This is a genomic window from Acidobacteriota bacterium (assembly GCA_016184105.1).
Lineage (GTDB): Bacteria > Acidobacteriota > Vicinamibacteria > Vicinamibacterales > 2-12-FULL-66-21 > JACPDI01.
In genome coordinates this window covers 15,618-41,961 of record JACPDI010000040.1, presented here as the reverse complement: position 1 = coordinate 41,961, position 26,344 = coordinate 15,618, and the positions used below count along the sequence as shown (strand labels likewise).

Annotated in this window: 28 protein-coding genes; 23 read left to right on the top strand and 5 right to left on the bottom strand. The window is 68.8% G+C overall.

Annotation, left to right across the window (positions count from 1 at the left end; all coding sequences use genetic code 11):
- Window positions 1–5: 5 nt before the first annotated feature.
- Genes HYU53_14275 through HYU53_14255 form a run of 5 tightly spaced genes read left to right on the top strand, consistent with a single transcriptional unit; the run spans window position 6 to window position 4,070 of the window.
- Window positions 6–431 carry a hypothetical protein gene (locus tag HYU53_14275; protein ID MBI2222359.1) on the top strand — a complete coding sequence of 142 codons (426 nt, stop codon included), beginning with the start codon at window positions 6–8 and terminating at the stop codon, window positions 429–431.
- Window positions 428–1,195 carry a ubiquinone/menaquinone biosynthesis methyltransferase gene (locus HYU53_14270; protein ID MBI2222358.1) on the top strand — a complete coding sequence of 256 codons (768 nt, stop codon included), beginning with the start codon at window positions 428–430 and terminating at the stop codon, window positions 1,193–1,195. Before HYU53_14275 ends, HYU53_14270 begins: the two co-directional genes overlap by 4 nt.
- A complete protein-coding gene (locus HYU53_14265; protein ID MBI2222357.1) occupies window positions 1,196–1,621 on the top strand; it encodes a hypothetical protein in 426 nt (141 codons plus the stop codon).
- Window positions 1,622–1,665: 44 nt separating this feature from the next.
- Window positions 1,666–3,645: a Flp pilus assembly complex ATPase component TadA gene (gene tadA, locus HYU53_14260; protein MBI2222356.1), complete on the top strand. Its 1,980-nt coding sequence runs from the start codon at window positions 1,666–1,668 to the stop codon at window positions 3,643–3,645.
- A complete protein-coding gene (locus HYU53_14255; GenBank protein MBI2222355.1) occupies window positions 3,645–4,070 on the top strand; it encodes a hypothetical protein in 426 nt (141 codons plus the stop codon). Before tadA ends, HYU53_14255 begins: the two co-directional genes overlap by 1 nt.
- Before the next feature lie 69 nt (window positions 4,071–4,139).
- On the opposite strand, the gene HYU53_14250 is transcribed toward HYU53_14255, so the two are convergent.
- Entirely contained in the window at window positions 4,140–5,345 is a 1,206-nt protein-coding gene (locus HYU53_14250) for a CoA transferase (protein ID MBI2222354.1), read from the bottom strand.
- 11 nt (window positions 5,346–5,356) lie between these two features.
- Here HYU53_14250 and HYU53_14245 point away from each other — a divergent pair, with 11 nt between their 5' ends.
- Complete coding sequence (locus HYU53_14245; protein MBI2222353.1) at window positions 5,357–5,632, top strand: glutaredoxin family protein; 276 nt, start codon at window positions 5,357–5,359, stop codon at window positions 5,630–5,632.
- Here HYU53_14245 and HYU53_14240 read toward each other — a convergent pair.
- Together HYU53_14240 and HYU53_14235 are read right to left on the bottom strand one after the other, a co-directional pair.
- Window positions 5,575–6,603, bottom strand: a complete 1,029-nt coding sequence (locus tag HYU53_14240; GenBank protein ID MBI2222352.1) for a homoserine dehydrogenase — start codon at window positions 6,601–6,603, stop codon at window positions 5,575–5,577. The genes HYU53_14245 and HYU53_14240 overlap by 58 nt on opposite strands.
- A 7-nt stretch (window positions 6,604–6,610) precedes the next feature.
- The gene (locus tag HYU53_14235; protein MBI2222351.1) at window positions 6,611–7,747 is read right to left on the bottom strand and encodes an aminotransferase class I/II-fold pyridoxal phosphate-dependent enzyme; all 1,137 of its coding nucleotides are present in this window, start codon (window positions 7,745–7,747) and stop codon (window positions 6,611–6,613) included.
- A 44-nt stretch (window positions 7,748–7,791) separates the two neighbouring features.
- Here HYU53_14235 and HYU53_14230 point away from each other — a divergent pair, with 44 nt between their 5' ends.
- Window positions 7,792–8,586 (top strand): formylglycine-generating enzyme family protein, encoded by a 795-nt coding sequence (locus tag HYU53_14230; protein ID MBI2222350.1) that lies wholly within the window; start codon window positions 7,792–7,794, stop codon window positions 8,584–8,586.
- Between the two features lie 4 nt (window positions 8,587–8,590).
- Here the strand turns inward: HYU53_14230 and HYU53_14225 are convergent, their stop codons facing one another.
- Complete coding sequence (locus HYU53_14225) at window positions 8,591–9,328, bottom strand: SIMPL domain-containing protein (GenBank protein MBI2222349.1); 738 nt, start codon at window positions 9,326–9,328, stop codon at window positions 8,591–8,593.
- A gap of 49 nt (window positions 9,329–9,377) precedes the next feature.
- Window positions 9,378–10,643 carry a DNA recombination protein RmuC gene (locus tag HYU53_14220; protein ID MBI2222348.1) on the bottom strand — a complete coding sequence of 422 codons (1,266 nt, stop codon included), beginning with the start codon at window positions 10,641–10,643 and terminating at the stop codon, window positions 9,378–9,380.
- Window positions 10,644–10,705: 62 nt separating this feature from the next.
- Between HYU53_14220 and moeB the strand changes: the two genes are divergently transcribed.
- The 16 genes from moeB to HYU53_14140 all read left to right on the top strand — a co-directional run bounded on the left by moeB (window position 10,706) and on the right by HYU53_14140 (window position 26,339).
- Entirely contained in the window at window positions 10,706–11,836 is a 1,131-nt protein-coding gene (moeB, locus tag HYU53_14215) for a molybdopterin-synthase adenylyltransferase MoeB (GenBank protein MBI2222347.1), read from the top strand.
- 101 nt (window positions 11,837–11,937) lie between these two features.
- Window positions 11,938–12,393: an Rrf2 family transcriptional regulator gene (locus HYU53_14210; protein ID MBI2222346.1), complete on the top strand. Its 456-nt coding sequence runs from the start codon at window positions 11,938–11,940 to the stop codon at window positions 12,391–12,393.
- A 7-nt stretch (window positions 12,394–12,400) separates the two neighbouring features.
- Window positions 12,401–12,727 carry an iron-sulfur cluster assembly accessory protein gene (locus HYU53_14205; protein ID MBI2222345.1) on the top strand — a complete coding sequence of 109 codons (327 nt, stop codon included), beginning with the start codon at window positions 12,401–12,403 and terminating at the stop codon, window positions 12,725–12,727.
- A gap of 26 nt (window positions 12,728–12,753) precedes the next feature.
- Window positions 12,754–14,199 (top strand): Fe-S cluster assembly protein SufB, encoded by a 1,446-nt coding sequence (sufB, locus tag HYU53_14200; GenBank protein MBI2222344.1) that lies wholly within the window; start codon window positions 12,754–12,756, stop codon window positions 14,197–14,199.
- A gap of 2 nt (window positions 14,200–14,201) precedes the next feature.
- Window positions 14,202–14,969 (top strand): Fe-S cluster assembly ATPase SufC, encoded by a 768-nt coding sequence (gene sufC, locus HYU53_14195; GenBank protein ID MBI2222343.1) that lies wholly within the window; start codon window positions 14,202–14,204, stop codon window positions 14,967–14,969.
- Window positions 14,966–16,321 carry a Fe-S cluster assembly protein SufD gene (gene sufD / locus HYU53_14190; protein ID MBI2222342.1) on the top strand — a complete coding sequence of 452 codons (1,356 nt, stop codon included), beginning with the start codon at window positions 14,966–14,968 and terminating at the stop codon, window positions 16,319–16,321. Before sufC ends, sufD begins: the two co-directional genes overlap by 4 nt.
- Before the next feature lie 60 nt (window positions 16,322–16,381).
- Complete coding sequence (locus tag HYU53_14185) at window positions 16,382–17,626, top strand: cysteine desulfurase (GenBank protein ID MBI2222341.1); 1,245 nt, start codon at window positions 16,382–16,384, stop codon at window positions 17,624–17,626.
- Window positions 17,626–18,090, top strand: a complete 465-nt coding sequence (locus tag HYU53_14180; protein MBI2222340.1) for an SUF system NifU family Fe-S cluster assembly protein — start codon at window positions 17,626–17,628, stop codon at window positions 18,088–18,090. Before HYU53_14185 ends, HYU53_14180 begins: the two co-directional genes overlap by 1 nt.
- 14 nt (window positions 18,091–18,104) lie before the next feature.
- The gene (locus tag HYU53_14175) at window positions 18,105–18,509 is read left to right on the top strand and encodes a DUF59 domain-containing protein (GenBank protein MBI2222339.1); all 405 of its coding nucleotides are present in this window, start codon (window positions 18,105–18,107) and stop codon (window positions 18,507–18,509) included.
- A gap of 85 nt (window positions 18,510–18,594) precedes the next feature.
- Entirely contained in the window at window positions 18,595–19,767 is a 1,173-nt protein-coding gene (locus HYU53_14170; protein MBI2222338.1) for an IscS subfamily cysteine desulfurase, read from the top strand.
- 54 nt (window positions 19,768–19,821) lie between these two features.
- Window positions 19,822–20,262, top strand: coding sequence for a hypothetical protein (locus HYU53_14165; GenBank protein ID MBI2222337.1), 441 nt, complete (start codon window positions 19,822–19,824; stop codon window positions 20,260–20,262).
- A gap of 81 nt (window positions 20,263–20,343) precedes the next feature.
- The gene (gene ilvD / locus HYU53_14160; GenBank protein MBI2222336.1) at window positions 20,344–22,008 is read left to right on the top strand and encodes a dihydroxy-acid dehydratase; all 1,665 of its coding nucleotides are present in this window, start codon (window positions 20,344–20,346) and stop codon (window positions 22,006–22,008) included.
- Between the two features lie 3 nt (window positions 22,009–22,011).
- A complete protein-coding gene (ilvB, locus tag HYU53_14155) occupies window positions 22,012–23,742 on the top strand; it encodes a biosynthetic-type acetolactate synthase large subunit (GenBank protein ID MBI2222335.1) in 1,731 nt (576 codons plus the stop codon).
- An 18-nt stretch (window positions 23,743–23,760) separates the two neighbouring features.
- Entirely contained in the window at window positions 23,761–24,318 is a 558-nt protein-coding gene (gene ilvN, locus HYU53_14150) for an acetolactate synthase small subunit (GenBank protein ID MBI2222334.1), read from the top strand.
- Window positions 24,319–24,329: 11 nt separating this feature from the next.
- Entirely contained in the window at window positions 24,330–25,385 is a 1,056-nt protein-coding gene (gene ilvC / locus HYU53_14145; protein MBI2222333.1) for a ketol-acid reductoisomerase, read from the top strand.
- A gap of 6 nt (window positions 25,386–25,391) precedes the next feature.
- Window positions 25,392–26,339 carry a branched-chain amino acid transaminase gene (locus HYU53_14140; GenBank protein ID MBI2222332.1) on the top strand — a complete coding sequence of 316 codons (948 nt, stop codon included), beginning with the start codon at window positions 25,392–25,394 and terminating at the stop codon, window positions 26,337–26,339.
- Window positions 26,340–26,344: the final 5 nt, after the last annotated feature.

Below are 26,344 nucleotides of genomic sequence, written 5' to 3'. Positions count from 1 at the left end.
CGCGCATGAGCCGCTCGCCGAACGGATGGATCACACGCGGCGCGGTCACCATCCTGGCGCTCACGCTCGCGTTCGTCGCCTTTCGATGGCTGCCGCTGACGGCGGGGGACGGCACCAGTGACGCCGATCGCGCCGTCACCGAAGTCGTCCTCGTGGCGAGGAATATGGCGTTTTACCACGACGGCGACTTCGGGCGACCGAACCCGCCGCTGCGGTTTGCGGCCGGCGCGCGAGTGCGCCTCGTGCTGCGCAACGAAGAGCCCGGCATCACGCATAATTTCTCGGTGCCCGCCTGGGATGTGTTCACCCGCGAATTAAACGGGGAGGGCACCACGGAGCTGGAGTTCGTAGTGCCGGCCAGCAAGGGGCGGCAGGCGTACGAATGCACGCCGCACTCCGTGATGATGCGCGGCACGATCGAGATCAGGTGACCATCGCCGGGACACCCCGCCAGTCCCTCCGCGAGGGGCTCGCGACGCCCGACGCGAAGCGTCGTTACGTCCGCCAGCTCTTCCACACCATCGCCGGTCGCTACGACCTGATCACGGTGCTGCTGTCTTTTGGCCGCGACCGTTCCTGGAAGCGGCGGCTCGTGTCCCTCGCGTCGATCGGCCCCGGCAGCCGCGTGCTCGACCTCGCCTGTGGCACCGGCGACATCGCGTTCGAGGCGGCGACCCGCGGCGCGCACGTCGTGGGGCTGGACATCACGGAGCGGATGGTGCGGCTTGCGGGAAAAAAGGGGGACAGTCACACTTTCCGGAGATCTGAGCCGGGAAAGTGTGACTGTCCCACTTTTCTCGTCGGGGACATGATGGCGCTGCCGTTCGCAGATGGCGCCTTCGACGTCGTCACCACCGGCTACGGCATCCGCAACGTCCCGCTGCTCGAGCCGGCGCTTCGGGAGATCGCGCGCGTGCTGCGGCCGGGCGGGACGCTGCTGTCACTCGATTTCAACCGGCCCGACCCGGCGATCCTGCGCGTCGTGTACCTCGCATATCTCGAGTTGGCCGGCAGCATGCTCGGCTGGGCGCTGCACCGCGACCCGGACACGTACCGCTACATTCCAGCCTCGATTCGCCGCTACCCGGGTGCGCCCCGCGTCGCCACGCTGATGCGCGAGAATGGCTTTGCGCTCGCGGAGTGGATTCCGGTCCTTGGAGGCCTGATGGCGATCCATCGCGCGCGCAGGACGTAGATGGACGTTGATACCACGCGCTGGTCGGGCGACGGCGGCTTCACGCAAGTGCTCGTCGATGCACTGCGCGATCTGCCCGACGTGCTCGCCGTCAGGGTCGAAGACGCGCCCGCGTCGCGCGCCGAAACGGGCTACAACTTCATCGTCAACGAGGTGTACGTCACGTTCGCGACCACCGAGGTGCGCGAGCGGCGCCGGCTCCTGGGGGTCGTGCCCTACTCGCGGACGCGCCCCGCGCCCCGCCTGGACCTGGACGGCCTCTCCTCGATCCTCTCGGCGGCCGCACGCATTGGCGCGCCGGATTATGCAGATCCAGGAATGATCCAGTATCTTCGGACGGAGCGGGTGGTCGCGCCCTACCAGACGAAGGGCGTCAAGATCATCGAGCTGGTCCGCATTTACCGCGCGGGTACGGTCCCGCGCTAAAGCGCAGCATGTCATCCGCCGACAAGAATTCCGGATCAGTCCGCGTGTCTCTAGTCGAGTCGCTCTTCAGCGCCATCATTCGCCTCGACGGCGATTCCCTCGTGCTCCACACGGGTGAGAAGCCCTACGTCGTCACGTCCTCTTCCTCGATGAATGCCTTCCGAGGGCCGCTGGCGTGGGGCCAGGTGGAGCTGTCCACGCGCACGTTAACGACGGAAACGGTCGAGAGCATGCTGGATCAAATGCTCACGCCCGAGCAGCGGCGCGTGCTGAACGAGCTTGGCGCCGTCGAGCATGAGCTCGCGGCGACCGGAGACCGCCCGGCGTTCACCGTCGTCGCGGCGCGTGGCGGCGACGACATCTGGGTCGAGATCCGGCCGCTGCGGGCGAAGCGCGAGGAGGAGCCTCAGGAGGACTACGCGTTGCCGTCGGGCAACGCCGTGCCCGAGCCGCAGGCGCTTGCCGCGCCGGACGGCCATCCCTCATTGGAGATCGTCGCCGACGTCGCGCAGCAGGAGCCGGGGGCCGCAGACGTGACGCAACTGCTCGAGTCCTCAGGACTGATCGAACCCGGCACGCCTGAAGCGATGGAGGACCAGAGACCCAACGCCGCCGTCGTGGCCGCGGAAGAGGCCGCGGAAGAGGCCGCGGCGGCGCGCGCGGCGGAACTGTCGCGGCTCGAGGCGGCCCACGCACAGGAGCTCGCGCGGCGTGAGGCCGCCCACGCGGAGGAACTGGCGCGGCTGGAAGTGGCGCATGCCGAGGAGCTCGACAGCCTGGAGGCGGCCCGCCGCGACGAAGAGGCCCGCCTTGAAGCCGCACGGGCCCAGGAGTCCGCGCGGGAGCCCGATCGAGACGCGGAGCCGCGCACGGCCGTCGTGGTGCCGCTCGTGCGAACGGTGCACGAACCGCCGCCGGCGCCGCCACCCGTCTCGACGGCGCCGGACCTGGATCGCCTGCTGAGCATCGCCGCCGCCAGAGGCGCATCCGGCCTGTATCTTGTCAGCCGATCGGTGCCGGCCATCCGCGTCGAGGGGGAAACGCAGCAGCTCGAAGGCGAGGACGCGCTCGCCCCGAGCGACGTCGAGGCGTTCGTGCTGGCGCTCTCGCCGGGATCAAACGCCGACCTCCTCGACGGCCGCGAGACGTCCGAATGGTTCTACGACGTGCCCGAACTGGGACGCGTGCGGTGTCTCGGCTTCCGCGATCACCGCGGCCCAGGGCTGCTCGTGCGCATGTTGCCGGCACGGGCGATCTCGGCCGAGCAGCTGGGCATCTCGAAGGACATCCAGGCGGTCTGCACTCAACACGAAGGGCTCGTGCTGGTGAGCGGCCCGCGTGCCAGCGGCAAGTCCACGCTCATTGCCACGTTCGTCGACCTGATCAACCGCACGCGGGCGGACCACGTCATTTCGATCGAGCGCCAGATTACCTTCGTGCACGAGAGCCGGCGGTCGTTCATCAGCCAGCGCGAAGTGCGCGGAGAGTCGCAGGACGTCGTTTCGGCGATCCGCGCCGCGCTGCGCGAGGATCCGGACGTTCTGGTGATCGAGGAGCTCCGCGCTCCGGAGGTCGTTGCGGCCGTGCTCGAAGCCGCCGAGTCCGGCCTGCTGGTGCTCGCCGGCATCCGCGCGCCAGGTGCCGGCCCCGCGCTCGAGCGGCTGATTGAACAACTGCCCGCCGAGCGGCGCAACCAGGCGCTGGTGAGCCTGTCGGCGAGCCTGCGTGCGGTCGTCGTGCAGACGCTGCTGCGCAAGCGCGGCGGGGGGCGCGTGGCGGCGCGTGAATTGCTGCTCAGCACGGCGGCGGCCGCGTCCGTGATCGCCGACGGAAAGCTCTTCCAGCTGCCCGCGGCCCTCGAGAGCGGCCGGAAGCTCGGCTGCGTGCCGCTGAACGACTCGCTCGCCGCGCTCGTTCGCGACGGCGTCGTGGATGCGGGAGAGGCCTGGCGCAAGGCGTACGACCGTGAGGGGCTGCTGGCGCTGCTCCGGCGCGAAGGAGTCGACGTGGAAAGGTTGGCGTAGTGGTTGAAGTCGCTGATGTGCGCCGGAAGTTCCGCGCGCGCATCGAAGAAGCCAGGAAGCGCGGGGACGCACGCAGGATCGCGGCCGATCGCGCATCGCAAGAGTACGAGATCTTCCTGAGGGACGTCGCCACGCCCGCATTTCGCATGGTGGCGTCGGTGCTCTCGGCGGAAGGCTACCCGTTCAAGGTGTTCACGCCGGCGGGCGGCGTGCGCATGGCATTCACCAACTCGCGCGACGACTACTTCGAGGTCGAGCTCGACACGGGTTCAGAGGCGCCGCAGGTGATCGGCCGGGTCAACCGGTCGCACGGCGGGCGCGTGACGACGATCGAGCGGCCGGTGCGCGAAGCCACGGCCATCGGCGAATTGAGCGAAGGAGACGTGATCGACTTCGTGCTCGCGGAGATCGATCGATTCGTGTAGGGAGCAATAAGTGGGACAGTCACACTTTCCGAAGCAGGCCCAGGAAAGTGTGACTGTCCCACTTATTTTCTAGATCGCGCCCTCCGAGCGCAGCACGCGGATCCGCTCGCTCCCGAAACCCAGCTCCCGCAGGATCGCCTCCGTGTGCTCCCCCAGCCGTGGCGGCGGCGTCGACACGCGCCCGGGTGTCTCGGAGAGCCTGGCCGGCACGCCCAGCAGCCTGATCGTGCCGGCGGTCGCGTGCTCCAGCGAAACGATCATGTCGCGTGCCGCAAGCTGCGGGTCGGCGAGCACTTCCGGGATGTCGCGAACCGATCCGCAGGGGACGCCCGCGCCGAGCAGCGTCTCCAGGCATTGGCCCCGCGTGAACGCCCGGAACTTTTCGATCAGGATCGGCCGGAGCGTGTCGTAGTTGAGGACGCGCTGCTCGTTGGTGGCGAACTTCGCGTCGCGCGCCAGCGGCTCGAGCTGCATGGCGCCGCACAGGCGGCGCCACTGCTCGTCGTTGCCGACCGCGAGCACGAAGTCGCCATCGGCGGCCGGGAACGTATCGTAGGGCGCGATCGTCGGGTGCCGGTTGCCCATGCGCCGCGGCGTGGTGCCGGCGGCGAAGAAGAGGCCGGCCTGGTAGGTGAGCAGCGACACGACCGAGTCGAGCATCCCGACATCGATGAACTGTCCGCGGCCCGTTCGCTGCCGCGCGAGGAGCGCCAGGGCGATCGCATACGCCGCGTACAAGCCGGCCGTCATGTCGCCGATCGCCACGCCGAGCCGGACTGCCGGCCGATCCGCGTGGCCGGTGACGCTCATCAGCCCGCCTTCGGCCTGCACAACCGAGTCGTAGCCGGGCGCGTCGCGCCGCGGCCCCGTCTGGCCGAACCCCGAGATCGAGCAGTAAATCAGCCGCGGGAAGCGCGGCCCGAGCTGCGCGTACGACAGCCCAAGGCGATCGACCGTGCCCGGCCTGAAGTTCTCAACGACGATGTCGGCGCGTTCGAGGAGCGGATCGAGAATGTCGCGCGCGGCTGGATGTTTCAGGTCGAGCGTGAGGCTTTCCTTGTTGCGGTTGATGCTGAGGTAGTACGCGCTCTCGCCGCCGGGAAACGGCGGCCCCCACGCCCGCGTGTCGTCGCCACGCCCCGGCTGCTCGACCTTGATCACGCGCGCGCCCATGTCGGCGAGCTGCATCGTGCAGTACGGTCCGGAGAGCACGCGGCTCAGGTCCAGTACCGTCGTTCCCGCGAGCGGCGCGTTGGAGTCGGATGATAGGGACATAAGACAACTCGATGGTGAAACCGATCGTCGTCTTCAGCGGCTCGCATCGACTCGCGTGCGAACAGGTGAAGGAGTTTCTTTCACGCGCAGGACGGGTATTCACGGTCAGGAACGTGGATGAAGACGATGACGCCCATCGCGAGCTGATGGCGCTCAACCTCCGCAGCGTCCCGGTGACCGTCGTCGGCGCCGGGCCGCCGCATCGTCGGGGGACTCGAGCCCGCCGCCCTCACGAGCGCGCCCGCAGGGAACGATTCAGCGTGACCAGGTCGGAGAGCAGGGCGTAGGCGGTTTGCGTGAGGCCGCCGTCGAGCTGCGTGATCCCGACGCGGCCGAGCAGGTCGCTCTCCACGTAGAGCGCGTTCGACATGCCCCGCAGCAGCGACAGCGGGTCTTCGCGTTCGAGCTCCTCCGGCGCCACGCGCGCGCGGATCGCTTTTCCCTCGCGACGCGCGGAAGCCACGAGGCGGATCCGGCGGCCGCGCGCGAGCGCGTCGCGCACGGCCGCGCCGGTGAGGTGCGCGATGCCGGTGCGATCGACCTCGCGCGGCGTCATCGCGCCGTCCATCAGGACGTTGACGAGCGCAGCCGTCTTGGCCGCGGCATCCCAGCCGTCCACGTCGAGCGACGCGTCGGCTTCGGCGATGCCCTGCTGCTGCATCTCGGCGAGAGCAGGCTCGAACTCCCCCCCCTCCTCGAGCCTGGTGATGATGTAGTTGGTCGTGCTGTTCACGACGCCGCGAAACCCGGTGATCTCGACGGCCGGCATGGTCTCGCGGACCAGGTTGAACACCGGGATGCCGTCCATCACCGCCCCTTCGAACAGGTAGCGCACGCCCATACGCGCCGCCAGCTCCCGCAGCTCCCGGTACGCGAGCGCGACCGGTCCCTTGTTCGCGCTGACGACGTGCATCCGGGAGAGGAGTGCGAGGCGGACATGATCGATGGCCGGCCGCGCCTCCCTGATGTCGAGCGGCGTCGTTTCCACGACGACGCGGGGCGCTTCTGACGGAGACGCCGCCGCCGCGATCAACTCCAGGCCGCCGGCGATGGGTCCGAGCGGGCCGCCGCCTGCGAGCGCGCGCGAGACGTCCACACCGCCGGGCGCGAACATGCCGCCGCGGCGCCCCGTGGCGATGCCGACGACGCGCGCGTGCAAGTTGTGGTCGCGAGCCAGGCGCTCGCGGCGCTCGTCGAGCAGCGAGGCGAACCGCCGCGCGACATTGCCGAAGCCGACGAGGAGGAGATCGAAGGTCACGGGACGCCTATACCTTGGCCAGCGACTCCAGCAGCACGTTCAGCCGCCCCAGTCCCTCCCGCAGGTACCCGGTGTGCGATCCGAATCCCAGGCGGAAGTACCCGTCCATGTGGAAGTGATCGCCCGGCACGATGAGCACGCTGTGCTCGTCCTTCAGCCGCAGGATCAGCTCCGTGGAGTTGATCGGGTACTTGTAGGCCACGTACACGATCGCGCCGGCTTCGGGCGGCGCGTGCCGGAACTGGTCGCCGTACGCGGCGAGCCATTCGCGCACCACGGGATAGTTGGCGGCGATCATCTGGCGCGTCCGCGCGAGGATCTGCCGGCGCCGCGCGGGCTCGAGCGCCACGCGCGCGAGCAGGTCGCTCATGGCCCCAGGCGCGATCGTCGTGTAGTCGTGGTACGACCACAGGCGCGCGATGAGTTCGGGCGGCGCGACGATCCATCCGATCCGCAGGCCGGGCAGGCCGTACGCCTTCGACAGCCCGCTCGTCACGATCGCGCGGTCGTATCGTCCCCAGACCGAAGGCGTCTCCACACCGTCAAGCTCGGCGCCGCGGTAGATCTCGTCTGACAGCACCCAGGCGCCGTGCGCCGCGGCGATGCGGCAGATGGCCTCGAGGTCGGCGTCGGTCAGCCTGGCGCCCGTCGGGTTATTGGGATTGCAGATCAGAATCAGCTTCGTCTTCGCGGTGACCAGCGAGGCGAGCGCGTCGAGGTCCACGCGCCAGCGCGTGGCTGATCCTTCGCGGACCTCCCGCAGCGCCCAGGGCTTCACCGTGCCGCCGAAACCCCGCGCGAGCCCCCACGCCTGCATGTAGTTGGGCACCATCATGACGACGTCGTCGCCAGGATCGACCAGGTTCCACACCGAAATGCAGTTGGCCTCCGAGCCGCCGTTGGTGACCTCGACGTGGTCCGCCGTCGCGCCGGGATAGATGGCGGCGATCATCCCGCGCAGTTCCGGCGTGCCGTTCGACTGCGTGTACACCAGTTCCTGCCGCAGGAGGAGCGACTGCAACTCCTCTGTGGTGCAGAGTTCTTCAACACGCAGGGGGTGGACGCCGCTCTCGGAGAGGTTGATCTCCACGCGGTTCTCCCACGTCGACTGCATGCGTTCCATGGCGAACTGTTCGAGACGCATGGCATCAGTCTAGTCGAATCTGGTAGTGTTCCCCGTCGGCGGGCATGCCGGACACTTTGCCGGAAACGGTCAGAATCGCCGCGGGTCAGTTCATCATGGGCGCCGACGACGGGGAGGAGGACGAACGTCCCGCGCACGTCGTGGCGATCGACCCGTTCGAGATCGGTGTCCACCCGGTGACCGTGGCCCAGTACGCGCGCTTCCTGCGGGAGACAGGGCACCGCCCGCCGGCCGTGCACGAACTTCCCCTCATCGTGGCGACCGGGGGGCGCGATCGCGAGCACGCGTTCCGCGCCGCGGCGGCGGCTTACGCGTGGGTTGACGGCCTTCAGCCCGAGGAACGCGCGGACCACCCGGTGACCCTCGTCCGGTGGGAGGACGCGTTCGCGTACTGCCAGTGGTTAACGTCTTTGCTGGGGCGGCCTGTCCGCCTCGCCACGGAGGCCGAGTGGGAGTATGCGGCGCGGGCGGGATCGACCGACCGCCTGCCGTGGGGAGACGCGCTCGACCCGTCGCGCGCCAACTTCCTGCTGAATCCGCACGACAGGGCCGCCGCCGGCACGACGCCGGTGCACCGCTACGAGCCGAACGCGTTCGGCGTCTGCGACGTGATCGGCAACGTGTGGGAATGGGTGTCCGCCTGGTACGCGGCGGACTACTACACGCGCTCGCCCGAGCGGAATCCGCGCGGCCCCTCGCGCGGCGCGCTGCGCGTGCTCCGCGGGGGCGGATGGCCCACCTCCGACCCGAAGATGCTCACCTGCAGCTACCGTCACAAGGTGCCCCCCGACACGTACTCCTACAGCATCGGGTTCCGCATCGCCTGCCCGGTGGACTAGACCGTCAGGGTTTCAGTTCCGCGGTCAGCGTGACCGTGGCGCGGATTTCGATCTCGCCAGCGGCAATCGGCGTGGGCATCGCCTGTTTGGCTTCCATGCGCGCGGCGGCCATGTAGGGGATCGGCGGCGGGACGTCGGTGGCCCCTTCCTCGATCTTCAGGATCCGCGCGACGGCAGATCCGGCGCCGGCCGCGGCGGCCTCGGCGCGCGCCCGCGCGTCCGCCACCGCCTGCTTGAGCGCCTCGCGCTCCAGGAGGTCCCGCTCACGCAGGTCGAAGCGGACCGAACCGGCGTGGGTGGCACCGGCGGCGATTGCCGTGTCGATCACGTCGCCGAGCTGCTCCAGCTTGTCCAGGCGCACCTCGATGTGATTCCGGGCCGTGTAGCCGCGCGGGATCTGACGGCCGTTCACGTAATCGAACTCCGGGTTCAGCTGGTAGCCGCGCGTGCGCAGCGCGTCGGCGGGCACGCCCAGCGCGCGGACCTTCTCCTGCACCGCCGTCATCAGTTGGGCGTTGCGCGTGCTCGCGTCTTTCGGCGTCTGCGCGCGGGTCTCGACCGCGAGGTCGACAAACGCCCGGTCCGGCGCGCGCCTGACGGTGGCCTCGCCGTGAGTCACGACGGTCGGCACGCGCACGTCGGCGGGCTGCGCCGCCTGCGCGAAGGCAGCGGGGGCGGCCAGACCCAGCACGAGCGTGAATCTGAGAATTTGAGAACCGGAGGATGTGAGGATTTTCAACACGGAAGCTCCCACAGCAGATTGGACGCCGGGACGCGTGCGTTTGGCCTTTCTAAACCTCCTCCGCCTCTGCGTCCTCGATAAGTCCCGCAATCTCCGGCTGCCCGACGCTCTGCGGGACGCGCTCGATGGGTTCGAGCTCCGGGAGGTCATCGGGAGACGTCACGCCCATCTCGCGGAACTTGCGCGCGGTGACCAGCACGCGGCTCTCCACCGACCGGAGCGTCTTGTTGTAGCCCTCCACGGCGCGGTCCAGGCTCTTTCCGAGCCTGTCGAGGTGTGTCGCCATCACGCGCACGCGGTCGTACAGCTCACGCCCGAGCGCGCTGATCTCCTGCGCGTTCTCCGTCAGTTTCTCCTGGCGCCAGCCGTACGCCACCGCCCGCAGCAGCGCGATGAGCGTCGTCGGGCTCGCGGGGATGACGCGTCGCGCCACGCCGTATTCGATGAGCGTGGGGTCGTGCTGCAGCGCCGCGCTGAAGAAGGTCTCGCCCGGCAGGAACATGAACACCATGTCCGGCGTGTGTTCGAACTGGTCCCAGTACGCCTTGGATCCCAGCGCCTCCATGTGCTGGCGGACCTGCCGCGCGTGATCGCGCAGCTTCAGTTCCTTCGTCCCCTCGTCGGCGCACTCGATCGAGTCGAGGTACGCGGCCAGGGGGGCCTTCGCGTCCACGATGATGTTCTTTCCACCGGGCAGCCGCACGATGAGGTCCGGCGTGAGCCGCCGGTCATCGCCGGATGTCGCGCGCTGCTGCTCGACGAAGTCGCAGTGTTCCACCATCTCCGCCATCTCGACGACGCGGCGAAGCTGGATTTCTCCCCAGCGCCCGCGGATGTGAGGCGTGCGCAGGGCGGTGACGAGCTTCGAGGTTTCCTGCTTGAGGTCGACCTGTGTGGTCGCGAGCGACTTGAGCTGCTCGCTCAGCGCCGAGTAGTCGCCGACCCGCTGCTTCTCGACATCCTGCAGCTTGGTGTCCACCTTCGCCAGCGTGTCTGTGAGCGGCTGGACGATATCGGTGAACGCCTTCTGCCGCGCGGTGAGGTCCGTCTCGGCGTGCTGTTTGAGCTGCGCGAACTTGGTTTCCGCCAGCGCGAGGAACGATCGGTTGTTGGTCTCGAGCGCGTGCTTCGACAGCGCGTCGAACGTGTCCTTCATGCGCGATTCCGTGTCGCGAAGCAGCGCCAGCTTCTCCTCGCCCGCGCGGCGCTCCGCGTCGAGGCGCGCGCGGGCATCGGCGACCTCGGCAGCGCTGCGCCCGCGAACCCAGAGATACACGGCCACCGCCGCGCCGAGGCCGAGCGCGAGGCCGGCGATGAATTGTTCGGGAACCACGCTCGAATGTTAGGCGAAAGCGGCGGTATGATCTAGAGGGTCGCATGCCTGAGCTGTCCGCCGACGAACGCCGCCGTTATGCGCGCCATCTCGCGATGCCCGAGGTCGGCGTGGCCGGGCAGCAACGCCTGAAAGCGGCGCGCGTGCTGTGCATCGGCGCCGGAGGGCTGGGGTCTCCCGCGACGCTCTACCTCGCGGCGGCCGGAATCGGCACCCTCGGTCTCGTCGAGTTCGACCGCGTCGACGTTCACAATCTCCAGCGCCAGGTGCTCTACACCGACGCGGACGTGGGGCGCCCCAAGCTCGCCGTCGCCGCCGCGCGCCTCCGCGCGCTCAACCCGGCGATCACGGTCCGCGAGCACGACACGCCGTTCCGCGCGGCCGTCGCCCTGGACCTGGTGCGCGACTACGACATCGTGGTGGACGGGAGCGACAACTTCGCGACGCGCTACCTGGTGAACGACGCGTGCGTGCTGTCGGGACGGCCGAACGTGTACGGCAGCATCTTCCGGTTCGAGGGGCAGGCCGCGGTCTTCGCGGCGAAGGGGGGACCCTGCTACCGTTGCCTCCATCCCGATCCGCCGCCGCCAGGGTTGATTCAGAACTGCGCCGAAGGGGGCGTGCTGGGCGTCCTGCCGGGCATCATCGGCGCAATCCAGGCCGCGGAAGCCACGAAGCTGGCGCTCGGTGAAGGAGAGCCGCTCATCGGCCGCCTCCTCGTCTTCGACGCGCTCGCGATGCGCTTCCGCGAGCTGAAATTGGATCGCGACCCGCAGTGCCCGGTCTGTGGGGACGCGCCGGCGATCACGACCCTGCAGGATTACGACGAGTACTGCGACGGCATCGTGACGGAGGATTCCGACAGCGTGACTGTTGAAGAACTGAAGGAGCGGATGGATCGGCGCGCGGACTTCGTGCTCGTGGACGTGCGGGAGCCGTCCGAGTACGACATCTGCCGGATCCCGGGGGCGCAACTCATCCCACTCGGACAGCTCAGCGAGCGCCTGGCTGAAATCCCCAAGGATCGCGAGGTCATCCTCCAGTGCCGGTCGGGCCTCAGAAGCGCGCGGGCCACGCACTTCCTCCGGGGGCAGGGATACCGAAACGCCCACAACCTCGAAGGGGGCATCCTCGCGTGGATCGATCGCATCGATCCGACCCAGCCTAAGTATTGATATCCAGGGACTTAGCACGAGTTGCTCGGGTCCTGCTTGATCCGACCGGAACGGTCGGATTAAAATAGGACGTTTCCGGTCGGAATTACACCGGAGTGTCTATGCTGAGGCTCTCGAAGAAGTCGGATTACGCGTTGATCGCGATGAAGCACCTGGCCGCCCAGTCGGACCGCGGTGCGGCGAGCGCTCGGGAGATCGCGCGGCAGTACGACATTCCCGTCGAGCTGCTCGCGAAGGTGCTGCAGCGCCTCGTGCAGCGCGGTCTGCTGTCGTCGCACCAGGGCACGCGTGGCGGGTACCGGCTGGCGCGCCCGGCGACGGCCATCTCCGTCGCCGACGTCATCCAGGCGATTGACGGACCCCTGACGGTCACCGCGTGCTCGGTCGAGGACACCGACTGCGACCAGTACTCCTCCTGCAGCGTGCGCGACCCGCTGTGGCGCATCAAGGATCGGATCGTCTCGGCGCTGGCGACCTGCAGCGTGCAGGATCTGACGATCGACGAGCCGGTTGCCGCTCCGGCGGCGTTCACGAAGAAACTCGAAGTGCGGAGCTAGGCGGACGATGTTGCAGATTAGCGAGAACGCCGCGGGAATCATCACCAGGATGCTCGACAAGAACGGGCTGACGGGCGGTGGCCTGCGCATCGGCGTCAAGGCGGGCGGCTGCTCCGGATTCAGCTACGTCTTCGGATGGGAAGCCGGTCCGAAGGATGCCGATCGTGTGTTCGAGGGCCCGAACGGGGCGAGGGTGTTCGTCGACCCTAAGAGCCTGCGCGTGCTCGACGGAACGGTGCTCGACTACGACACGAGCCTGCTCAGCAAGGGGTTCATTTTTCAGAATCCGAACGCGAAGTCCACGTGCGGGTGCGGGACGTCGTTCAGCGTCTAAGCGTTCAGGGTTCAGGGTTCAGGACGATGTCGACAGCCAACGAAACGATCGAACAGCTCGCGAAGCAGGAATACAAGTACGGCTTCGAGACGCACGTTGAAACGGAGGAGATCCCGAAGGGGCTCGACGAGGATGTCATCCGGCTGATCTCGTCGAAGAAGCACGAGCCCGAGTGGCTGCTCGAGTGGCGCCTGAAGGCGTATCGCCTCTGGCTCACGATGAAGGAGCCCACGTGGCACAACGTGCACTACGACCCGATCGACTACCAGAGCATCGTCTACTACTCGGCGCCGAAGAACCGGCCGAAGCTCAACTCGCTGGATGAGGTCGACCCCGAGGTGCGGCGGACGTTCGAGAAGCTGGGGATTCCGCTCGAGGAGCAGAAGCTGCTGGCGGGTGTCGCCGTGGACGCGGTGTTCGACAGCGTGTCGGTCGCGACGACCTTCCGCGAGAAGCTGAAGGGGCTCGGGATCATCTTCTGCTCGTTCTCCGAGGCGGTGCAGGCGCATCCGGACCTGGTGCGGAAGTACCTCGGGTCGGTCGTGCCGTACTCGGACAACTACTTCGCCGCGCTGAACTCCGCGGTCTTCAGCGACGGCTCGTTCGCCTACATCCCCAGGGGGGTGAAGTGCCCGATGGAGCTGTCCACGTACTTCCGGATCAACGCGAAGAACACGGGGCAGTTCGAGCGGACGCTGATCGTCGCGGAAGAGGGGGCGTCGGTGAGCTACCTCGAGGGATGCACGGCGCCGATGCGCGATGAAAACCAGCTGCACGCGGCGGTCGTGGAGCTGGTCGCGCTGCAGGATGCCACGATCAAGTACTCGACGGTGCAGAACTGGTACCCCGGCGACAAGGACGGCAAGGGGGGCATCTACAACTTCGTGACCAAGCGCGGTCTCTGCAAGGGGACGCGGTCGAAGATCACGTGGACCCAGGTGGAGACCGGCTCGGCGATCACGTGGAAGTATCCGAGCTGCATCCTGCAGGGGGACTACTCGGTGGGCGAGTTCTACTCGGTCGCCGTCACGAACAACCGGCAGCAGGCGGACACCGGCACGAAGATGATCCACCTCGGCAAGGGCACGAAGAGCACCATCGTGTCGAAGGGGATCTCGGCCGGCTTCGGCCAGAACACGTATCGCGGTGCCGTGAAGGTCGGCAAGAACGCGGCGAACGCGCGGAACTACTCGCAGTGCGACTCGCTGCTCATCGGCGACAAGTGCGGCGCGCACACGTTCCCGTACCTCGAGATCAAGAACACGACCGCGCAGGTCGAGCACGAGGCGTCGACGTCGAAGATCGGCGAAGACCAGATCTTCTACCTGCGCCAGCGCGGCCTGCCCACCGAGGACGCGGTGAACATGATCGTCAGCGGCTTCTGCAAGGAAGTATTCCGCGAGCTGCCGATGGAATTCGCTGTGGAGGCCCAGAAGCTCCTCAGCGTCAGCCTGGAAGGATCAGTAGGGTAATGATGCTCGAGATTCGCAATCTGCAGGTCCGCGCGGAAGGGAAGCAGATCCTGCGCGGGATCGACCTCAGGGTGGACCGTGGCGAAGTGCACGCCATCATGGGCCCGAACGGCTCCGGGAAGAGCACGCTCGCGCGCGCCCTCTCCGGTCACCCGCAATACGAGGTGACCGGCGGCGAGGTCACCTACGACGGCAAGGACCTGCTCTCGATGGATCCGGACGAGCGGGCGCGTGAAGGGGTCTTCATGGCGTTCCAGTACCCGGTCGAGATCACCGGCGTGAACAACGCGTACTTCCTGAAGGCCGCGCTGAATGCGAAGCGCGCGCACCAGGGGCAGCCGGAGCTCGACGCCGTGGAGTTCATGCAGTTCATCCGCGAGAAGGCGCAGCTGCTCGACATCGACCAGGCGATGCTCGGGCGATCGGTGAACGAGGGATTCTCGGGCGGCGAGAAGAAGCGGAACGAGATCTTCCAGATGACGGTGCTCGAGCCGCGGCTGGCGATCCTCGACGAGACCGACTCGGGGCTGGACATCGACGCGCTGAAGACGGTGTCGACCGGCGTCAACGCGCTGCGCTCCCCGGATCGTTCGATGATCGTGGTCACGCACTACCAGCGTCTGCTGAACTACATCGTGCCCGACTTCGTGCACGTGCTCGTTGACGGGCGCATCGTCAAGTCCGGCCGCAAGGACCTGGCGCTCGAGCTCGAAGAGAAGGGCTACGGTTGGGTCGAGGACGCCGCCCGCGCAGAGGCGCTCCGGGCGTGAGCGATCGCACGATCGGACAGGGCGCAACCGGCGTGGCGGAAACCGCGCACGCCAACACGTTTCTTCTGGAGTACGACCGCCTGAATGCCGGTGCCGGCGCATCGCACGCCGCGTGGCTGCGCGAGCTGCGCGGCCGGGCGCTGACGCGCTTCGCCGAGCTGGGCATTCCGACCACGCGCGACGAGGAGTGGCGGTTCACGAACATCTCGCCGATCGGCGAAACGCCGTTCCGGATGGCGGGAGAGGCGGGCGGCGCGGCGGCGGCGCTCCTCGAGGCGGTCGACACCGGCCGCGCCCAGCGCGTCGTCGTCATCAACGGGCGGTATTCGGCGGAGCTGTCGTCCGCGCAGTGGCAGCGCGGGGTGAAGGTGGAAAGCCTCGCCGCGGCGCTGGCCAGAGGCGGCAGCGAGGTCGAGGGGCTCCTGGGGCGGATCGCGGCGTTCGACAGCCGTGCGTTCGTCGCGCTCAATACCGCGTTCCTGCAGGACGGCGTGTTCCTGCGCGTGCCGCGCGGCGCGATCGTCGAGCGCCCGGTGCATCTCGTGTTCGTGTCGGCGGCTTCGGCCGCCGAGCCGGTGATGACACACCCGCGCGTGCTCGGCATCGTCGGCGACGGCGCGCAGGTCAGGATCGTCGAGAGCTACGTGGGCGCGGAGGGCTCCCGGTACCTCACGAACGCCGTGGCCGAGTTCGAGATTGGCGAGAACGCCATCGTGGATCACTACAAGGATCAGCGCGAGGCGCCGGCGGGCTTTCATATCGGCCTGCAGGCGGTCCGCTGCGCGCGGAGCAGCACGTTCCTGTCGCACGCCTTCACGCTCGGCGGCCAGATCGTGCGCAACGAGGCGATCGCCATCCTCAACGGCGAAGGGGTGGACTGCACGCTGAACGGCCTCTATCTCAGCGACGGCCAGCGCCTGGTGGACAACCACACGCTCATCGACCACGCCCAGCCCCACTGCGGCAGCCACGAGCTGTACAAGGGCATCCTCGCGGGGCGCTCGCGCGCGGTGTTCAACGGCAAGATCATCGTGCGGCCCGACGCGCAGAAGACCGACGCGAAGCAGACCAACCGCGCGCTGGTGCTCTCCGACGAGGCGCAGATCAACACCAAGCCGCAGCTGGAGATCTTTGCCGACGACGTGAAGTGCACGCACGGGGCGGCGATCGGTCAGCTCGATGAGGAGGCGCTGTTCTACCTTCGCGCCCGCGGGCTGACGGCGCGGGAGGCGCGCGACATGCTCATCCACGCGTTCGCGGGAGACATTCTGAACCGCGTCAAGATCGACACGCTGCGCGCGCAGCTCGAGACCGAGCTGTTTGCGCAGCTGCAGCGCGACGGCGTTATGTAGCGCGGGCCTTCCAGGTCCGCGCGCGCGAGCCCGGAAGGCTCGCGCCACAGGAAGACGGTGATGCTCACGACGGCCACAGCCGCGGCGCTCGACGTCGCGCGGGTTCGCGCGGATTTCCCCATCCTCTCCCGCACCGTCCGCGGCGGGAAGCCGCTCGTGTATCTCGACAACGCCGCGACGACCCAGAAGCCGCAGGCGGTGCTGGATGCGCTCCTTCAGTACTACTCCGGGGAGAACGCGAACGTGCACCGTGGCGTGCACGAGCTGAGCGAGCGGGCCACGGCCGCGTTCGAAGCGGCCCGCGAGAAAGTGCGGCAGTTCCTGAACGCCGGGACGAACCGCGAGATCATCTTCACGCGCAACGCGACGGAAGCCATCAACCTGGTGGCGCAGACCTTCGGCGCGCAGAACCTCGGTGCCGGCGGTGAAGTGGTGATTACGGAAATGGAGCACCACTCGAACATCGTCCCGTGGCAGATGATCTGCGAGCGGCAGCGGGCGCGGCTCCGCGTGGCGCCGATCTCGGACGCCGGCGAGCTGGATCTCGAACGCCTTGACGCCCTGATCGGCCCGCGCACGAGGATCGTGGCCGTCACCCATCTCTCCAACGCGCTCGGCACGATCAACCCGGTGAAGCAGATTGCCGCGATGGCCCACGCCCGCGGGGCCGCGGTGCTCCTGGACGGCTCGCAGGCCGCCTATCACCTCAAGGTGGACGTGCGGGATCTCGACTGCGACTTCTACGCGGCGACCGGGCACAAGCTGTACGGTCCGACGGGCATCGGTGTCCTGTACGGCCGCCACGCGCTGCTCGAGTCGATGCCTCCGTACCAGGGGGGCGGTGACATGATCAGTTCCGTCACCTTCGAGAAGACGACGTACAACGTGCCCCCCTATAAATTCGAGGCAGGCACCCCGCATATCGCGGGCGCGGTGGGGCTCGGCGCCGCCGTCGACTACATCGACGCGGTCGGGCGCGATCGCATTGCCGCCCACGAGGCCGGGCTGCTCGCCTACGGCACATCGCTGCTCGAGCAGATCCCCGGCCTGCGGATCATCGGCACGGCGAGCGGGAAGGCGAGCATTCTCTCGTTTGTCATGGACGGCATCCACCCGCATGACATCGGGACGATCGTGGACCGCGAGGGGGTCGCGATCCGGACCGGGCATCACTGCGCGCAGCCGGTGATGGAGCGCTTCGGCGTTCCGGCGACGGCGCGTGCGTCGCTGGCGATGTACAACACGCGCGAGGATCTGGACGCGCTCGCGCGCGCCCTCGACAAGGTGCGCGAGGTGTTCGCCTGATGTCGGAGCTGCAGGACCTCTACCAGGAGGTCATCCTCGATCACAACCGCCGGCCGCGGAATTTTCGCGAGCAGCCGCCACCCGCGCGCCGCGCCGAGGGCTTCAACCCGCTCTGCGGCGACCGTCTGACGCTCTACGTCGATCTCGACGGCGAGGTCATCCGCGACCTCAGCTTCGTCGGATCCGGCTGCGCGATCTCGAAGGCCTCCGCGTCCCTGATGACCGACGCGCTGAAAGGGAAGACGGTCGCCGAGGCCGAGCGGCTCTTCGACCGCTTCCACGAGATGGTCACCTCGCCCACGGACACGGCGGCCGGAGACCTCGGCAAGCTGTCGGTCCTCGCAGGGGTCCGCGAGTTCCCGACGCGCGTGAAGTGCGCCAGCCTGGCGTGGCACACGCTCAAGGCGGCGGTCAAAGCCAGCGGCGCGCCCGCCCCGGTGTCCACGGAAGATCCGTCCGCCTGAGGCGGACTTTTCCCATGAAGAACCTGCCCGTGATTCCAGATCACTTCGACATACCCGGTACCGACTCGCTTCCGAGTGACTCCATCGCGGACATCGTGCCCGATCCCGGGAAAATCGCGGAACTGCAACCGCCGATTGTGGATGCCTTGAAGACCGTGTTCGACCCCGAGATCCCCGTCAATATCCACGAGCTGGGGCTGATTTACGACATCGTCGTCGACAGGGACGCGAACGCGGGCATCCGCATGACACTCACCGCGCCGGCCTGCCCGGCGGCGCAGTCCCTCCCGGTGGAGGTCCGCAACAAGGTGGCCGCGGTTCCCGGCGTCCGGAGCGCCCGCGTGGAGATCGTCTGGGAGCCGGCGTGGACCAAGGACCGGATGAGCGACACGGCAAAATTGCAGCTCGGGCTCTGGTAGTCCTCACCGCAGAACACGCGGAACCCGCAGAACAACGACGTCTTCAGCGTTTTCGGCGGGTTCTGCGGTTACACTTTGAGCAGCCGTGAAGCGTCCCGTCTATCTCGACTACCACGCCACCACGCCGGTCGACCGTCGCGTCTGCGACGCGATGCTTCCGTACTTCTGCGAGACGTTCGGCAACGCCGCTTCGAAGACGCACCCCTATGGGTGGGATGCGGCCGATGCCGTGCAGCTCGCCCGCGAGCAGGTGGCGCGGCTCGTGGGCGTCAGCGCGAAAGAGATCTGCTTCACCAGCGGCGGCACCGAGGCGAACAATCTCGCGGTGCAGGGGGCGGCCCGCGCGAACCGCGCGCGCGGCAATCACATCGTGACCGCGTGCACCGAGCACAGCTCGGTGATCGACACGGCCCGGCACCTGGAAGAAGAAGGGTTTCGCGTCACCGTCCTTCCGGTCGGCGCCGACGGCCTGATCGACTTGAACCGGCTCGAGGACGCGCTCGACGATCGCACGCTGCTCGTCAGCGTGATGGCCGGGAACAACGAGATCGGCGTGCTGCAGCCGATTCGCGAAGCGGCCGCGATTGCCGCGAAACGCGGCGTGCCGTTTCACACCGACGCGGTGCAGGCCGCGGGCAAGGTTCCGTTCGACGTCGCGGCGCTCGGCGTCGATCTCGCGTCGATGTCGGCGCACAAGATGTACGGCCCGAAGGGAATCGGCGCGCTGGTGGTGCGCCGGCGCAAGCCTGGCATCGAGATCGAGGCGATGATGCACGGCGGCCGCCACGAGCAGGGACTGCGATCGGGCACGCTCAACGTTCCGGGGATCGTCGGATTCGGCCGGGCGGCGGAGATCTGCGCGGCGGAGCTCGAGACGGAGGCCCCCCGGCTGGCCTCGCTGCGCGACCGCCTGCTCGGCCGCCTGCGCGAGCTGGGCGGCGTCACCGTGAACGGATCGCTGGAACGCCGATTGCCACATAATCTGAACGTCGCGTTCGCGGGGGTCGAGCCGGAGGCGCTGCTCATGAGTCTCGGCGATCTTGCGATCTCGACCGGATCCGCGTGCGCTTCGGCAAGCGCGGCCCCTTCGCACGTGCTGACCGCGCTGGGACTCGGCGACGACCTGGCGCGGGCATCACTCCGCTTCGGTCTCGGCCGGTTTACGACCGAAGAGGAGATCGACTTTGCCGCCGACCGGGTCGCCAACGCCGTGCGGCAGCTCAGGGAAAAGGCCGCGCGGCTCGGCGTCGCGCGCTGAGCTCGGCTCGACCGGAAGCGCTCGGCGGGCGTCTTAAAGAACACGGTGGCCTCCATGGATCCTGCTCGCAAGGCGGTCGCATTCGTCCTCTTGTCGGTCCTGCTGGTGCCGGCCGAAGCGCTGTCGCAGACGGCGGAGGGGCCGGGCTCCGGGCCCGCGAAGCCCGCCGCGCCGAACCCTGACCCGCCAGTGTCGCTCGAACGGATCCGCCGCGGCCTCGCCGTGCAGGCGCGCACGAGGGAATCGCGCGACGGGCTCAAGCTCGAGTACTTCATCGAGGTGTACGGACAGGCGCCGCGCCTGGCGCTGTTCACGCCCGAAGAGAACGTCGCCACGGCGCCTGTCATGTACGGCGGTATGACACACCGCGAATTCCTCCACGTGGTGACGCCCGAGGAATTCCGCGCTCCGGCCGCCGACATCTCCGGCGCCATCGCCGCGCTCCTGAACTGGTACGCCCGGAAGCGCGCCGGCGGCACCACGCCGGGGCGCTGAAATCCGCCAATATAACTATCTTTTATATAACGTTTAACACTATCAATTTGACCAATGGTCCCGCCCCGTACACAGTAGGGCATGGACCACCCGCGCAGCCGCACCGTCACGCAGGGCGCGCACCGTGCACCCGCGCGCGCCATGCTGAAGGCCATCGGCTTCACAGACGATGACCTGCGGCGCCCCCTCATCGGCATCGCCAACACCTGGACCGAAATCGGACCGTGCAACTTCCACCTCCGCGATCTCGCCGTCGCGGTGAAGGAAGGGGTGCGCGCGGCCGGCGGCACGCCGATGGAGTTCAACACGGTTTCGATCTCCGACGGCATCACGATGGGCACCGAGGGCATGCGCACGTCGCTCGTGAGCCGCGAGGTGATTGCGGACTCGATCGAGCTGGTCGCGCGCGGCAATCAGCTGGACGGTGTCGTCGCGCTCGTCGGCTGCGACAAGACGATCCCGGGTGCGGTGATGGCGCTCGCGCGCCTGGATGTTCCCGGCCTGGTGCTCTACGGCGGCTCCATTGCGCCGGGCCGCGTGGACGGCCGCGACGTGACGGTGCAGGACGTCTTCGAGGCCGTGGGCGCGCACGCGGCCGGCCGGATCGACGCCGCGGCGCTGCGGCGGATCGAGGATGGCGCCTGTCCCGGCGCCGGCGCGTGTGGCGGGCAGTTCACCGCGAACACGATGGCCACCGTCTGCGAGTTCCTGGGCATCTCGCCGATGGGCAGCGGCTCGGTGCCGGCCGTCGACTCCGCGAAGGCGGGCGTGGCCCGCGATGCCGGGCGCCTCGTGATGAAGCTGGTGGCCGACGGCCCGCGGCCGCGGCAGGTCATCACGGCGGCATCCATTGAAAACGCGATCGCATCCATCGCCACCACCGGCGGATCGACGAACGGCGTGCTGCACCTGCTCGCGATCGCGCGTGAAGCGGGGCTCGCGCTCGATCTCGACGCCTTCGATCGCATCAGCGCGCGCGTGCCGCTGCTCGCGGACCTCAAGCCGGGCGGCCGGTTTGTCGCCACCGATCTGCATCGTGCGGGGGGCACGCGGCTCCTCGCCGAGCGCCTGCGCCAGGCGGGGCTGCTGCACGAGAACGCGATCACCGTGTCGGGGCGCACGATTGGCGAAGAGGCGAGCGCCGCCGAGGAAACGCCGGGGCAGCTCGTCGTCCGGCCGGTCGATCGCCCGATCGCTGAATCCGGCGGCCTGGCGATCCTGCGCGGGAATCTCGCGCCGGACGGGTGCGTCGTCAAGCTCGCGGGGCACTCGCTTCGGCGCCACGCGGGGCCGGCGCGCGTGTTCGACAGCGAAGAGGCCGCGTTCGAGGCGGTGCAGCGCGGCGCCATTCGCGCCGGTGACGTTGTCGTCATCCGGTACGAGGGGCCGCGCGGCGGGCCCGGCATGCGGGAGATGCTCGCGGTGACGGCGGCGATCGTCGGTGCGGGCCTCGCCGACTCGGTGGCGCTCGTCACCGACGGCCGGTTCTCCGGCGCGACGCACGGCCTGATGGCGGGGCATGTCGCCCCGGAAGCGGCCAGCGGCGGGCCGATCGCCGCGGTCGAAGACGGCGACACCGTCGCGTTCGACGTGCCCGCGCGCCAGCTTCGCGTCGAGGTGAGCGACACCACGCTCGCCGACCGCCTGTCGCGGTGGACCGCCCCTGCTCCCCGCTATGCGACCGGCGTGCTCGCGAAGTACAGCCGCCTGGTGGCCTCGGCGTCCGCCGGAGCGGTGACGGGATAAGCGATGACGGATTCTGGCCAACGCCGCACCGGCGCGCAGATTCTCTGGGAGTGCGTCGTACGCGAAGGCGTGCGCGACGTGTTCGGCTATCCCGGCGGCGCCATCCTCCCGGCGTACGACGCGATGCTGGAGTTCCCCATCCGGCACGTGCGCGTGCGCCACGAGCAGGGGGCGACGCACATGGCGGACGGCTACGCGCGCGCGTCGGGCCGCGTGGGGGTCGCGGTCGCGACGTCCGGGCCGGGCGCGACCAACATGGTGACCGGCATCGCGACGGCGATGATGGACTCCTCGCCGATCGTGTGCATCACCGGGCAGGTCGGCAGCCGGCTGATTGGCACCGACGCGTTCCAGGAAACCGACATCACCGGCGTCACGCTCCCGATCACGAAGCACAACTACCTCGTGACGCGTCCGGAAGACGTCGCGCCCGCCGTGCGCGAGGCGTTTCACGTGGCGCGATCCGGACGGCCGGGGCCGGTGCTGGTCGACATCACCAAGGACGCGCAGCAGGGATCGTGCGCGTTCGACTACGACGCGGCGGCCCCTGCGCGCGCGCGCCGGCCGGTTCCGCGGCCGTGCGCCGACGAGATTGCGGCGGCGCTCGCGCTCATCAACGCGGCGGAACGGCCGGTGATCCTCGCCGGGAACGGCGTCATCCAGTCGGGCACGTCGAGCGCGCTCCGGGCGCTGGCCGAGCGCGCGCAGGTTCCGGTCGCCGCGACGCTGCTCGGCCTCGGCGGGTTCCCCGCCTCGCACCCGCTCAGCCTCGGCATGATGGGCATGCACGGCGAGGCGTGGGTGAACACCGCGATCCAGGAATCGGATCTGCTCATTGCGCTCGGGATGCGGTTCGACGATCGCGTGACCGGCAACATCCGGACGTACGCCACCGGCGCGCGGAAGATTCACGTCGAGATCGATCCCGCCGAGGTGAACAAGAACGTCAAGGTGGACCTCGCCCTGGTCGGCGACCTGCGCGACGTGCTCGACGATCTGCTGCCCGGCATCGCGCCGCCGCCGCCGGGCCGCCGCGCCTGGCTGGCGCGTATCCGCGATCTCAAGGGAGACTCGGCCGTCCTCGACATCCAGAACCTGCCGGACAACGGCCATCTGTACGCCGCGCACGTGATTCACGACCTGTGGCGCGCCACCGGCGGTCGCGCGCTCGTCGTCACCGACGTCGGCCAGCACCAGATGTGGGAGGCGCAGTACTACCACCACGACTCGCCGCGCTCCCTGATCACGTCGGGCGGGCTGGGCACGATGGGATTCGCGCTGCCGGCCGCGATCGGCGCCAAGCTGGCGCGGCCCGACGCCGAGGTCTGGGCGATCGCCGGCGATGGCGGCTTCCAGATGACGATGGCGGAGCTGGCGACGATCGCGCAGGAGCAGCTCGACATCAAGATCGGCATCATCAACAACGGGTATCTCGGGATGGTGCGGCAGTGGCAGGAGTTCTTCTACGAGCGCCGGTATGCGGCGACGCCGCTGCTCAGCCCGGACTTCGTGGCGCTGGCCGGGGCGTACGGCGTGCCCGGGGTCACGGTCAGCCGGCGCTCCGAGGTGAGCCGCGCGGTTGAAGCCGCGCGCGCGCACCGCGGCGCGATGCTCGTCGACTTCCGCGTGGAGCAGGAGGACACCGTCTACCCGATGGTGCCTGCCGGCGCGGCACTGCACGACATGATCCGGCGCCCGAGCCCGATCGCGGAAACGGGCGCCGACCCGGACTAGGGAAGTCAGGAGGAACGAGTGGCTGTCACGCTGTCCGTTCACGTCGAAGACAAACCCGGATCGCTCGATCGCGTGGCGTCGCTGATCCGGCGGCGCGCGTTCAACATCATCTCGCTGGCCGTCGGCCGCTCCGAGCAGCCCGACGTCTCGCGGATGACGATCGTCGTGGACACGGACGCGGACGGCGCGAGGCGGATCGAAGCCAACCTGTACAAGCTCCTCAACGTGCTGCAGGTGCAGAACATCACGACCTCGCCGTCGATCGTGCGCGACATGGCCCTCGTCAAGGTTGCCGCCACCGAGCAGACGCGATCGTCCGTCGTCCAGCTCGCCGAGGTGTTCCGGGCGCGCATCGTGGACGTGGCGCCCGACTCGCTGGTGATCGAGATCACCGGGACGGAAGACAAGGTGGACGGGCTCGTGGAGGTGCTGCGGCCGTACGGCGTGCTGGAGCTGGTGAGAACCGGGCGGATCGCGATCGCGCGCGGCGCGCGCCCGGCGGCACGGGCGGAGGGGCCGCGCCAGCTGCCCGGCCAGGCGCCGGTTGAGACGCCCGGCATCTCGTGTTCAGTGTAGGAGCAGGAACAATGGCGACGATGTATTACGACGACTCGGCGGATCTTTCGCTCATCCGCGGGCGCAAGGTGGGGATCATCGGCTACGGATCGCAGGGGCACGCGCACGCGCTGAACCTGCACGACAGCGGCGTGACGGTCCGCGTCGGGCTGGCGCCCGCGAGCGCATCGCGTGCCGCCGCGACCGCGGCGGGCCTCACCGTCGGCACGCCGGCGGAGGTCGCGACGTGGGCGGACGTGGTGATGATGCTCGTCCCGGACACGTCGCAGCCGCAGGTCTATCGGGAGTCGATCGCGCCGCACCTCGCACCTGGAAAGATGTTGATGTTCGCGCACGGGTTCAACGTCCGGTTCGGGACGATCGTGCCGGGGCCGGGCATCGACGTGACGATGGTCGCCCCCAAGACGCCGGGCCACCGCCTGCGCGAGGTCTTCGTGGAAGGGGGAGGCACGCCGGCGCTGCTCGCGGTGCACCAGGACGCGACGGGCCGCGCCAAGGCGCTGACCTTGTCGTACGCCCGCGCGCTCGGCGCGACGCGTGCCGGCGTCATCGAAACGACCTTCGCGGAGGAGACCGAGACGGATCTCTTCGGCGAGCAGGCGGTGCTGTGCGGCGGCGTCAGCGCGCTGGTGCGCGCCGGATTCGAGACGCTGGTCGAGGCCGGCTACCAGCCCGAGATCGCGTACTTCGAGTGCCTGCACGAGCTGAAACTGATCGTGGACCTGATGTACCGCGGCGGCCTCAACTACATGCGGTACTCCGTGAGCGACACGGCGGAGCACGGCGACTATACCGGCGGCCCGCGCATCGTCACGGATGACACGCGCCGCGCGATGCGCGCGCTGCTCGACGAGGTGCGCGACGGCAGCTACGCGCGGCGGTGGGTCCACGAGAACGAGGCGGGCCGGCCGTGGTTCAGCGCCGAGCGGGCGCGCCAGCAGGATCAGCTGCTCGAGCAGGTCGGCGCGACGCTCCGCGCGATGATGCCGTTCGTCAAACCGGTGACCGTCACTCCCGCCGGCACGCGGCCGCAATCGCCATCTGCGGCCGGCGTGGCCGGAGTGTAGGGCGTCATGCGGTCCGCGCATGTCTGGATGGACGGACGGCTGGTGCCTCCCGAGCAGGCGACCGTCCCCGTGCTCACGCCCGCCCTGCACTACGGCGTTGCCGTGTTCGAGGGCATCCGCTGCTACGCCACGCGGCGGGGTCCCGCGGTGTTCCGGCTGCAGGAACACATGGCGCGGCTCGCCGACTCGGCCGCGATCCTCGGCTTCCGCGAGCTGGGCTACACGCCCGCGGAGCTGGCGCAGGCCACGCACGAGACGATCCTCGCCAGCGGTTTCGAGGAATGCTACATTCGCCCGCTCGTCTACCTGGCCGACGGCGGCTGGAACCTGACGGTCGATACCGGCGTGCCGCGCTGCACCATTGCCGTGTGGCGCTGGGATACGTATCTCGGCGCGGACGCGCTCGAGCAGGGGGTCCGGGCGAACATCTCGTCGTTCACGCGGCTGCATCCCAACGTCGCGATGACGAAGGCCAAGATCTCGGGCAACTACGTGAACTCGGTGCTCGCGAAGACCGAGTCGGTCAGGCTCGGCTTCGACGAGGCGATCCTGCTGGATCCGCAAGGTTACGTGGCGGAGTGCACCGGCGAAAACATCTTCGTCGTCAACCGCGGCCGCCTGCTCACGCCGCCGACCTCGGCGATTCTCGAGGGCCTGACGCGCGACGCGATCATCACGCTCGCCGGCGACGCCGGCCTGCCCGTGGTGGAGCAGCCGGTGAGCCGCGACGATCTGTACCGCGCCGACGAGATCTTCGTCTGTGGCACCGCGGCGGAGGTGATCGGCCTTCGCGAGGTGGACTTCCGTCGCATCGGATCAGGCCGGACGGGGCCCATCACGCGGCAGCTCCAGCAGGCGTATCACGCGGTGGTCCGCGGTGAGCACCCGCGCTCCGAAGAGTGGCTCGCGTACGTCCGTTCCGGCGCGGAGGCTGAATCGCAAGTCGTGGGATAAACTGG

Coding starts and splice junctions, on each gene's coding strand:
- HYU53_14275 (MBI2222359.1), top strand. CDS start 6: ATGAGCCGCTCGCCGAACGGATGGATCACACGCGGCGCGGTCACCATC.
- HYU53_14265 (MBI2222357.1), top strand. CDS start 1,196: ATGGACGTTGATACCACGCGCTGGTCGGGCGACGGCGGCTTCACGCAA.
- HYU53_14250 (MBI2222354.1), bottom strand. CDS start 5,345: ATGTCCCTATCATCCGACTCCAACGCGCCGCTCGCGGGAACGACGGTA.
- HYU53_14245 (MBI2222353.1), top strand. CDS start 5,357: ATGGTGAAACCGATCGTCGTCTTCAGCGGCTCGCATCGACTCGCGTGC.
- HYU53_14235 (MBI2222351.1), bottom strand. CDS start 7,747: ATGCGTCTCGAACAGTTCGCCATGGAACGCATGCAGTCGACGTGGGAG.
- HYU53_14230 (MBI2222350.1), top strand. CDS start 7,792: ATGCCGGACACTTTGCCGGAAACGGTCAGAATCGCCGCGGGTCAGTTC.
- moeB (MBI2222347.1), top strand. CDS start 10,706: ATGCCTGAGCTGTCCGCCGACGAACGCCGCCGTTATGCGCGCCATCTC.
- HYU53_14210 (MBI2222346.1), top strand. CDS start 11,938: ATGCTGAGGCTCTCGAAGAAGTCGGATTACGCGTTGATCGCGATGAAG.
- HYU53_14205 (MBI2222345.1), top strand. CDS start 12,401: ATGTTGCAGATTAGCGAGAACGCCGCGGGAATCATCACCAGGATGCTC.
- sufB (MBI2222344.1), top strand. CDS start 12,754: ATGTCGACAGCCAACGAAACGATCGAACAGCTCGCGAAGCAGGAATAC.
- sufC (MBI2222343.1), top strand. CDS start 14,202: ATGCTCGAGATTCGCAATCTGCAGGTCCGCGCGGAAGGGAAGCAGATC.
- HYU53_14185 (MBI2222341.1), top strand. CDS start 16,382: ATGCTCACGACGGCCACAGCCGCGGCGCTCGACGTCGCGCGGGTTCGC.
- HYU53_14180 (MBI2222340.1), top strand. CDS start 17,626: ATGTCGGAGCTGCAGGACCTCTACCAGGAGGTCATCCTCGATCACAAC.
- HYU53_14175 (MBI2222339.1), top strand. CDS start 18,105: ATGAAGAACCTGCCCGTGATTCCAGATCACTTCGACATACCCGGTACC.
- HYU53_14165 (MBI2222337.1), top strand. CDS start 19,822: ATGGATCCTGCTCGCAAGGCGGTCGCATTCGTCCTCTTGTCGGTCCTG.
- ilvD (MBI2222336.1), top strand. CDS start 20,344: ATGGACCACCCGCGCAGCCGCACCGTCACGCAGGGCGCGCACCGTGCA.
- ilvB (MBI2222335.1), top strand. CDS start 22,012: ATGACGGATTCTGGCCAACGCCGCACCGGCGCGCAGATTCTCTGGGAG.
- ilvC (MBI2222333.1), top strand. CDS start 24,330: ATGGCGACGATGTATTACGACGACTCGGCGGATCTTTCGCTCATCCGC.
- HYU53_14140 (MBI2222332.1), top strand. CDS start 25,392: ATGCGGTCCGCGCATGTCTGGATGGACGGACGGCTGGTGCCTCCCGAG.